At 67.5% G+C, this 8,338-nt stretch carries 5 protein-coding genes; all 5 read left to right on the top strand.

What is annotated here, in order from left to right:
- Positions 1 to 306: 306 nt before the first annotated feature.
- Entirely contained in the window at positions 307 to 744 is a 438-nt protein-coding gene (locus AC1DHD_RS11435) for a helix-turn-helix transcriptional regulator (protein WP_476879830.1), read from the top strand.
- Positions 745 to 754: 10 nt separating this feature from the next.
- On the top strand, positions 755 to 1,156 hold the full coding sequence (locus tag AC1DHD_RS11430; protein ID WP_476879829.1) for a VOC family protein: 402 nt from the start codon (positions 755 to 757) through the stop codon (positions 1,154 to 1,156).
- A gap of 153 nt (positions 1,157 to 1,309) precedes the next feature.
- Positions 1,310 to 2,113, top strand: coding sequence for a VOC family protein (locus tag AC1DHD_RS11425; protein WP_476879828.1), 804 nt, complete (start codon positions 1,310 to 1,312; stop codon positions 2,111 to 2,113).
- A gap of 359 nt (positions 2,114 to 2,472) precedes the next feature.
- A complete protein-coding gene (locus tag AC1DHD_RS11420) occupies positions 2,473 to 7,014 on the top strand; it encodes an ExeM/NucH family extracellular endonuclease (protein WP_476879827.1) in 4,542 nt (1,513 codons plus the stop codon).
- A 215-nt stretch (positions 7,015 to 7,229) separates the two neighbouring features.
- The coding region (locus tag AC1DHD_RS11415) for a glycosyltransferase family 2 protein (RefSeq protein ID WP_476879826.1) at positions 7,230 to 8,338 on the top strand (1,109 nt) is incomplete at its 3' end.

Below are 8,338 nucleotides of genomic sequence, written 5' to 3'. Positions count from 1 at the left end.
ACGTAGACCTGGCCGTGGCCCAGGACCGGCATCCCGTCCCGCCAGGCGGCCGGCGCTACCGGTTTGAGTTCGCCCACGGACCTGGCGCGGCCCCCCGCGGGCTGGCCGGACTTGAGATATTTGCGGAGGAGCGGGTTCGGCGGCCGTTTTGGTCCTGGAATGGCGGGGCCTTCCTTTGCGGAGGGAGCGCGGTCTGCTCCCCGTGGTTACCCCTGTCTAGCTTGCGGGCTTTTCCCCCAAGTTGCCAGCCGGATGGGACACTTTTTCGCCGGTCCGGACACACCAGGTGAGGGTTAGAATTTCGGCATGACACCACAGGAGCTTGCCAACCTGGCCCATGTGCGCCGGGCGCGGGACCTGATCGACCGCCACTACGCGCGCCCGCTGGACGTGCCCACGATGGCGGCCGGGGCGCTGATGTCCCCGGCCCATTTTTCCCGGCAGTTCAAAGCCGCATATGGCGAGACACCCTACAACTACCTCATGACCCGGCGGATCGAGCGTGCCATGGCGCTGTTGCGGGACGGCGCCTCCGTGACCGAGGCGTGCATGGAGGTCGGGTGCACGTCCCTCGGGTCTTTCAGTTCCCGGTTCACCGAGGTGGTGGGGATGACGCCGAGCGCCTACCGCGACCTGGAGCACCGCGCCGCGAAGGCCATGCCGCCCTGCGTCGCCCGGCAACACACACGGCCGCCGCGGAAACCGAGCAGGATCGAAGAAGCGCCGCCACTCCCCCGCGCCTAGCGTGTGAACTATGAACATTTCACTGCAGTACGCACACATCACTGTCAACGACCTCGACGAGTCGCTCGCCTTCTATCGCGACGTTCTCGGGCTGGAGGTACGCAACGACGTCGGCTCCGACGGGCACCGCTGGGTCACCCTGGGCAGCACCAGCCAGCCCGACCTGGAGATCGTGCTTTCGCCCCCGCATGCCGGCCGTTCCCAGGACGACGGCGACGCGCTCCAGCAGCTGCTCACCAAAGGCGTCCTGCCCATCATCGTGTTCCGTACCGACGACCTGGACGCCACCTTCGAGATGGTTCGGGCAGCCGGGGCGGAGGTCCTGCAGGAGCCCATCGTCCAGCCGTGGGGTCCGCGCGACTGCGCGTTCCGGGATCCCTCCGGCAACATGGTCCGCTTCAACCAGGGCTGACCGGCTGCGACCAGCCGCTCCCTGGAGGGGGCATGTCGGCATACCCGTTGAAACGGTCGGACCCCGGGCATAGGGTCGTCCTTGTCTGACCCACCCATCAGTGAGCGGCCGCCGGCGACCCGGCCGGACCGCCCAGAAGCAGGAGAGCCCACCATGCCGAAACCCGACATCACCCCCGGCGCACCGTGCTGGATCGACCTCATGACCTCGGACACCGAGCAGGCGAAGAAGTTCTACGGCGAACTCTTCGGCTGGACCTTCGAAGCCGGCGACGAGGAAAAGTACGGGGGCTACATCATGGCCTCCAAGAACGGTAAGACCGTCGCCGGAGTGATGCAGAAGATGGCGGAGCAGGCCGGCTTCCCGGATATGTGGAGCACCTATCTGCGCGCCGATGACGCGGCCGCGACTGCCGATGCCGTGAAGGCCCACGGCGGCCAGGTTTACATGGAGCCCATGGACGTCCCGGAGCAGGGCAAAATGGCGATGTTCGCCGACGCCACCGGCGCCTCGATCGGGATCTGGGAGCCGCACGAGATGAAGGGCTTCGAACTCGCTGCCGAGCCCGGCGCCCCCGCCTGGCACGAACTCCACACCAAGGATTACCCCGCAGCGGTGAAGTTCTACCAGGACGTGTTCGGCTGGGACACGGACGTTATGAGCGACACCCCGGAGTTCCGGTACACCACTCTGGGCGCCGGAAACGCCGCCAAGGCCGGGATCATGGACGCCTCGGGCTACCTCCCCGCCGAGGTGCCCTCCAACTGGCAGGTGTACTTCGCCGTCCAGGACGCGGATGCGACCTCGGCCCAGGCCGTGTCGCTGGGGGCGACCGTAATCCAGGCCCCCGAGGACACCCCGTTCGGCCGGCTCGCCACGCTGAGCGATCCCACGGGGGCAATGTTCAAGATCGTCGCCGAGACCGCTCCGGAGGGCTCGCGCACCGAAAACGCCTAGGACCCGGCGCTTTCATAAATCCTTTGGAAAAATTGCTGTAAGAAATACCGGCCATCCGCTTCCCAAGCGGCTACTGGCCGGTATTCTTTTGACTGCCCGGGCCGGGGGAAGGCTGGGGCAGTCAGAAGAGCTCTACCAACACCGTCGCTGGGGCCCCCTTGTTGGGCTCCGCAACGGCTGCGAGGCGTTCCGCTGGGGGCCGTCCCGCCGAATGCGCATGCAATCCACCTTGTGTTCATTCACCTCTGTTTTGCTGTGCCGGAATCTGCTTGACCAGGAGCAGACCGGCCGGTCCGCGGGCCTTATCCCGGACATCGCACCCAGCCCTTACCCGGGCACCCTAATGAGAGTTAGAGCGGATGAAAATCACACCTTGGAAAACAGCGCTGGGCACTGCGCTGTCCGCGGGGCTCATCGCAGCGCCGCTGACGGCCGTGCCGGCCGCCGCACTGGAGGCCTCACCGGCAGCCGCCGGAACATCGCCAGTGGTCATCAGCGAGGCGTACCTGAGCGGCGGTAGCGCCGGAGCGGCCTACAAGAACAAGTTCGTCGAGTTGTACAACACCTCGGATGCCCCGGTTACGCTGGACGGCTGGTCCATCCAGTACCGCTCCGCCACCGGCGCCGCAGCCCCCAGCACAACGGCGGCCCTCGCCGGCAGCATCCCCGCCAAGGGGTACTACCTGCTCAAGGGCGGAAGCAACGGCACCGCCGGGCTGGACCTGCCCGCCGCCGACGCCACCGCCGCCGGCTTCAACCCCGCGGGCGCGGGCGGGACAATCGTCCTGGCCAAACAGGCCACAGCCCTGGGTGAGCTTGCCACCGGCTCGGTTGTCGAGCCCGCGAACGTTGCCGACCTCCTCGGCTACGGGACCTCCAACACATTCGAAACCCGGGCCGCAACACCGCCGTCGGGCAATACGGACGTCAAGAGCATGAACCGCAACGGCGGCACGGACAGCAACACCAACGCCGCCGACTTCACGCTCAACGCCACCATCACCCCCAAGGCCGCCAACGGCGTCGCCGATCCCGGACCGGTAGATCCGGGCCCCGGCACACCCCCGGCCGCCAAGACCATCGCCGAAATCCAAGGCACCGGCACGGCCAGCCCGCTCGCCGGAACGGCCGTGACCACTCGCGGCAAGGTGACCGCGGCCTTCCCGACCGGCGGCTTCGCAGGCTTCTACCTCCAGACCCCGGGCACCGGCGGCGACCTGACGCCGGCCAACCACACGTCGTCGGACGCGATCTTCGTCTACGCCCCCTCTGCCGTCGCGTCGGTCCAGATCGGCGACTACGTGGAAGTCACCGGTGACGTCGCCGAGTACTACGGCATGACCCAACTCAATGTCGCCGCCGCGGCCGGGGTCACGAAACTGACTGATGCCGCCCCGGAGGTCAAGCCCACGGGCTTTAGCCTCCCTGCCGACGAGGCTTTCCGCGAATCCCTGGAGGGCATGCTGCTGACGCCGCAGGGCCCCGTCACGGTCGCGGACAACTTCTCCCTGAACCAGTACGGCGAAATCGGACTGGCCGGCGGCACCACCGCGCTGGAGCAGCCCACCGCCGTCGCCCCCTACGGTTCGGCGGACTACACCGCCACGGTTGCGGCCAACGCCGCACGCGGCATCAAGCTCGACGACGGCGCCAGCACCAATTTCCTCAAGGACGCCGCCACCAAGGCCCAGACGCTGCCGTATCTGACCACGGCGGATCACGTCCGGGTGGGCGCGCCGGTGACCTTCAAGACCAACGTGGTGCTCAGCTACGCGAACAACTCCTGGAAGTTCCAGCCGCTGACCCAGCTGACTGCCGAGAACACGGACACCGTCCAGCCGGCCGGCTTCGGCGCGACCCGTGCGGACGCTCCGGCCGCCGTCGGGGGCAACCTCAAGCTGGCCTCGTTTAACGTCCTGAACTACTTCCCGACCACCGGCGACCAGATCCCCGGCTGCACCTTCTACACGGACCGTGCCGGGAACCCGATCACCGTCAAGGGCGGCTGCGACGTCCGTGGCGCGGCCAACGCTGAGAACTTCAAGCGCCAGCAGGACAAGATCGTGGCGGCCATCGCCAAGTCCGGCGCCGACGTCGTCACCCTCATGGAGGTGGAGAACTCGGCCCAGTTCGGCAAGAACCGGGACGATGCCCTGGCCAAGCTGGTGGACGCGCTCAACATCGCCACCCCCGGCATCTGGGACTACGTCCGTACTCCGGCCAACGCTCCCCCGCTGGCTGACGAGGACATGATCCGCACTGCTTTCATCTACAAAAAAGCCGCCGCCGAGCCGGTGGGCGAATCCATCATCCACAACGACACCATCGCATTCGCCAGTGCCCGCAAGCCGCTGGCCCAGGTCTTCAAGCCGGTCGGCGCGGGCGATGACAAGAAGTTCATCGCGATCGCCAACCACTTCAAGTCCAAGGGTTCGGCCGCGACTCCGGACGACACGGACAAGGGCCAGGGCGCCTCGAACCTCGCCCGCACCGCCCAGGCCAAGTCCCTGCTGGCCTTCTCCGACGAACTCCAGAAATCCAAGGGCACCGACAAAGTGTTCCTGATCGGCGACTTCAACTCCTACGCCAAGGAAGACCCCATCAACGTCCTCACGGCCGCGGGGTACGTCAACCAGGACGAAAAGGCCAAGACCGCCGACGGGAACGCCAAGCACTCGTACCTCTTCGGCGGGCTCGTGGGGTCACTGGACCACATCCTCGCCTCGCCGGCCGCCAACGCCGTGGTCACCGGCGCGGATATCTGGAACATCAACTCGGTTGAATCTGTGGCACTGGAATACAGCCGCTACAACAACAACGTCACCAACTACTACGCACCGGACCAGTTCCGTGCCAGCGACCACGATCCCGTGGTGGTGGGCCTGAACCTTCTTCTCACCCCGGCGAGCGTCGAGCTGAACTTCCTGGGCATCAACGACTTCCACGGCCGCATCGACTCAAACACCGTGCAGTTCGCCGGAACGATCGAAAAGCTCCGGGCAGCCGCGGCCCCCGGCGCCACCGCGTTCCTCTCCGCGGGCGACAACATCGGCGCGTCCCTGTTCGCGTCGGCCGTCGCCAAGGACCAGCCGACCATCGACGTGCTGAACGCGCTGGAGCTGCGCACCTCGGCCGTGGGCAACCACGAGTTCGACGGCGGCTGGGCSGACCTGCGTGACCGGGTGGTCGCCGGCGGCAGCAACGCCAAGTTCCCCTACCTCGGCGCCAACGTCTACAAAAAGGGCACCACCGAGCCGGCCCTGCCGGAATACACCGTGCTGGACATGAACGGGATCAAGGTGGCCGTGATCGGCACCGTGACCCAGGAAGTGCCCTCCCTGGTCACCCCGTCCGGGATCGCTGACCTTGAATTCGGTGACGCTGTGGACGCCATCAACCGTGTCGCCGCCAAGATCAAGGCCGGCAAGCTCGCCGACGTGATCATCGTCGAGAACCACGACGGCGCCGGTTCCGGCGCCCCCGAAGGCGCCACCCTGGAGCAGGAAGTCGCCGCCGGCGGCCCCTTTGCCAAGATGGTCCAGAAGGTCACCCCGGATGTCGCCGCGATCTTCAACGGCCACACCCACAAGCAGTACGCGTGGGACGCACCCGTCCTGGATGCCGCCGGACAGCCGACGGGCAAGACCCGTCCGATCGTCCAGACCGGCAACTACGGCGAGTTCATCGGCCAGATCCAGCTCACCGTCGACACCAAGACCATGGCGGTCACCGGTTACAAGGCGGCCAACGTCAAGCGCAGCACAGACCCGGCGGCCGACCTGGTTGCCGCGTACCCCCGGGTGGCCGCAGTGAAGGCCATCGTGGACAAGGCCGTCGCCGACGCAGCCGCGATCGGCAACCAGCCGATCGGCAAGGTCACCGCGGACATCACGACGGCGTTCGGCGGCTCACCGGCCGTCCGCGACGACCGCTCCAGCGAGTCCACCCTGGGCAACCTGGTGGCCGACTCGCTGGTGGACACCCTCAAGGCGCCGGAACTCGGCGGCGCCGAGATCGGCGTCGTCAACCCCGGCGGGCTGCGCAACGAGCTCTACTACGCACCCGACGGCACCATCACCTACGCCGAGGCCAACGCGGTCCTGCCGTTCGTGAACAACCTCTGGACCACGTCGCTGACCGGCGCCCAGTTCAAGACGCTGCTCGAGCAGCAGTGGCAGACCAACCCGGACGGCACGGTCCCCAGCCGCGCCTACCAGCAGCTGGGCCTGTCCAAGAACATCAACTACACCTACGACGCCGCCCGTGCCGCGGGCGACCGGATCACCGCAATCCGCATCAACGGTGCSCTGATTAATCCGGCGAAGTCCTACCGGATCGGSACGTTCAACTTCCTGGCCACCGGCGGCGACAACTTCCGCATCTTCAAGKMMGGCACCGGSACCAAGGAYTCMGGGCTSGTGGACCGGGACGCGTGGATCAAGTACCTGCAGGCGCACAACCCCGTCTCGCCGGACTTCGCCCGCCGCTCCGTGGCCGTGGTGAACACCACCGCAGCCGAGGTCAAGGGCGGGGACGCCATCACCCTGGCGGTCTCCAAGCTGGACCTCACCTCGCTGGGCAGCCCGGCCAACGCCTCGCTGCGGGCCGAATTCACGGACGCCGCCGGGACGGTCACCGCGCTGGGCAGCATCCCGGTCACCGCCGGCGCCGCCACGGTGAACGTCAAGGTGCCTGCCGGTGCCGCCGCCGGAACGGGCACCCTGGTGCTCACCGCCGTCGAATCCGGCACCGTGGTGAAGGCCGCCGTGAACGTCGCCGTCAGCACCCCGGTTCCGCCGAAGTGCGCAGCGCCTGTCCCGCCGACCAAGTGGTACGACTTCGCCGGGTGGATCAAGTACACGATCGCCTGGGTGAAGTACCAGAAGTGCCTGCGGGGCTAAGCGCCTAGCCTGCCAGGAATGAGCATGCCCCTCCCCTGGCCGGAGCGGTGGACACAATGCGTAAATGTCCACTGCCCGGCCCGGGGAACGGGCATGCTCATTTTTTGTGCGGCGCGGTGCAGGGCGGGCGCCGCAGGAGGCCGCAGGTCCCGTCACGCACCGTCGCGGTGCCGCTGGGACTGGTGGGACCTGTGGGGGCGTTGATATCATTGCGCATGCGAAAAGGGAGATTTAACCGCGCAGTCGGCATTTTTATCGCCCTGACCGCAGGCGGTGCGGCCGCGCTTTTGTGGTTCTCCGTCGCCGCCGGCGGCCCCGCGCTCAGCGAGTCCCCCGCCCACGGCCTCTTCTTCGGTTTCTGGAGCATCCTCTACAACACGGATGCGCCCGCGCCCCGCATCATCCTGGCCGCCATCGCCATGGCACTGCTCCTGGCCGCTGGCGTCGCCACCGTGGACCGGCGCATCGCCAACCGCTCCCGGCGTTCCGCGAACCCGCTCACCGGCCCGCTCGCGCCGCGCGTGGTGATGGCAGCGACCCGGGGTGAATATGCCGGCCCCATCCGCGTCACCGTGCTGATCCCGGCCCACAACGAGGAAGTATCGCTGCCCCTGACGGTCGCGTCCCTCCTCGCGCAGTCGCGCCGCCCCGACCGCGTCATCGTCGTCGCCGACAACTGCAGGGACGCCACGGTGTCCCTCGCCCGGGAGGCCGGCGTCGAGGTCATCGAATCCGTCGGCAACACGCAGAAGAAGGCCGGCGCGCTCAACCAGGTCCTCAAGGAGTTGCTCCCCGATCTGGGCGACAACGACGTCGTGATGGTCATGGACGCTGATACCCGGCTCGACGACGGTTTCCTCGCCGCCGCGGTGGACCGCTTCACCAACGACCGGGCCCTGATGTCGGTGGGCGGCCTGTTCTACGGCGAGGAAGGCCACGGACTGATCGGCCAGTTCCAGCGCAACGAATACCTGCGCTACAGCCGGGAAATCGGGCGGCGCCGCGGCCGCGTGTTTGTGCTGACCGGGACCGCATCGATGTTCCGCTCACGGGCCCTGCGGACCGTGGCGGAGAGCCGCGGCGTGTCCATTCCCGGGGCGCCGGGCGATGTGTACGACACCGCCGCGCTGACCGAGGACAACGAGCTCACGATCGCGCTGAAGTCGCTGGGCGGGCTCATGATTTCGCCGGCACAGTGCACCGTGGTGACCGAGCTGATGCCCAGCTGGCGGACCCTCTGGTCGCAGCGGCTGCGCTGGCAACGCGGGGCCCTGGAAAACATCGGTGCCTACGGCATCACCCCGCAGACCCTCCGGTACTGGGC

Source organism: Arthrobacter sp. 05L45_2 (genome assembly GCF_056397525.1).
The sequence above is the reverse complement of the archived record's forward strand: the minus strand, read 5'-3'. Positions and strand labels throughout refer to the sequence as shown.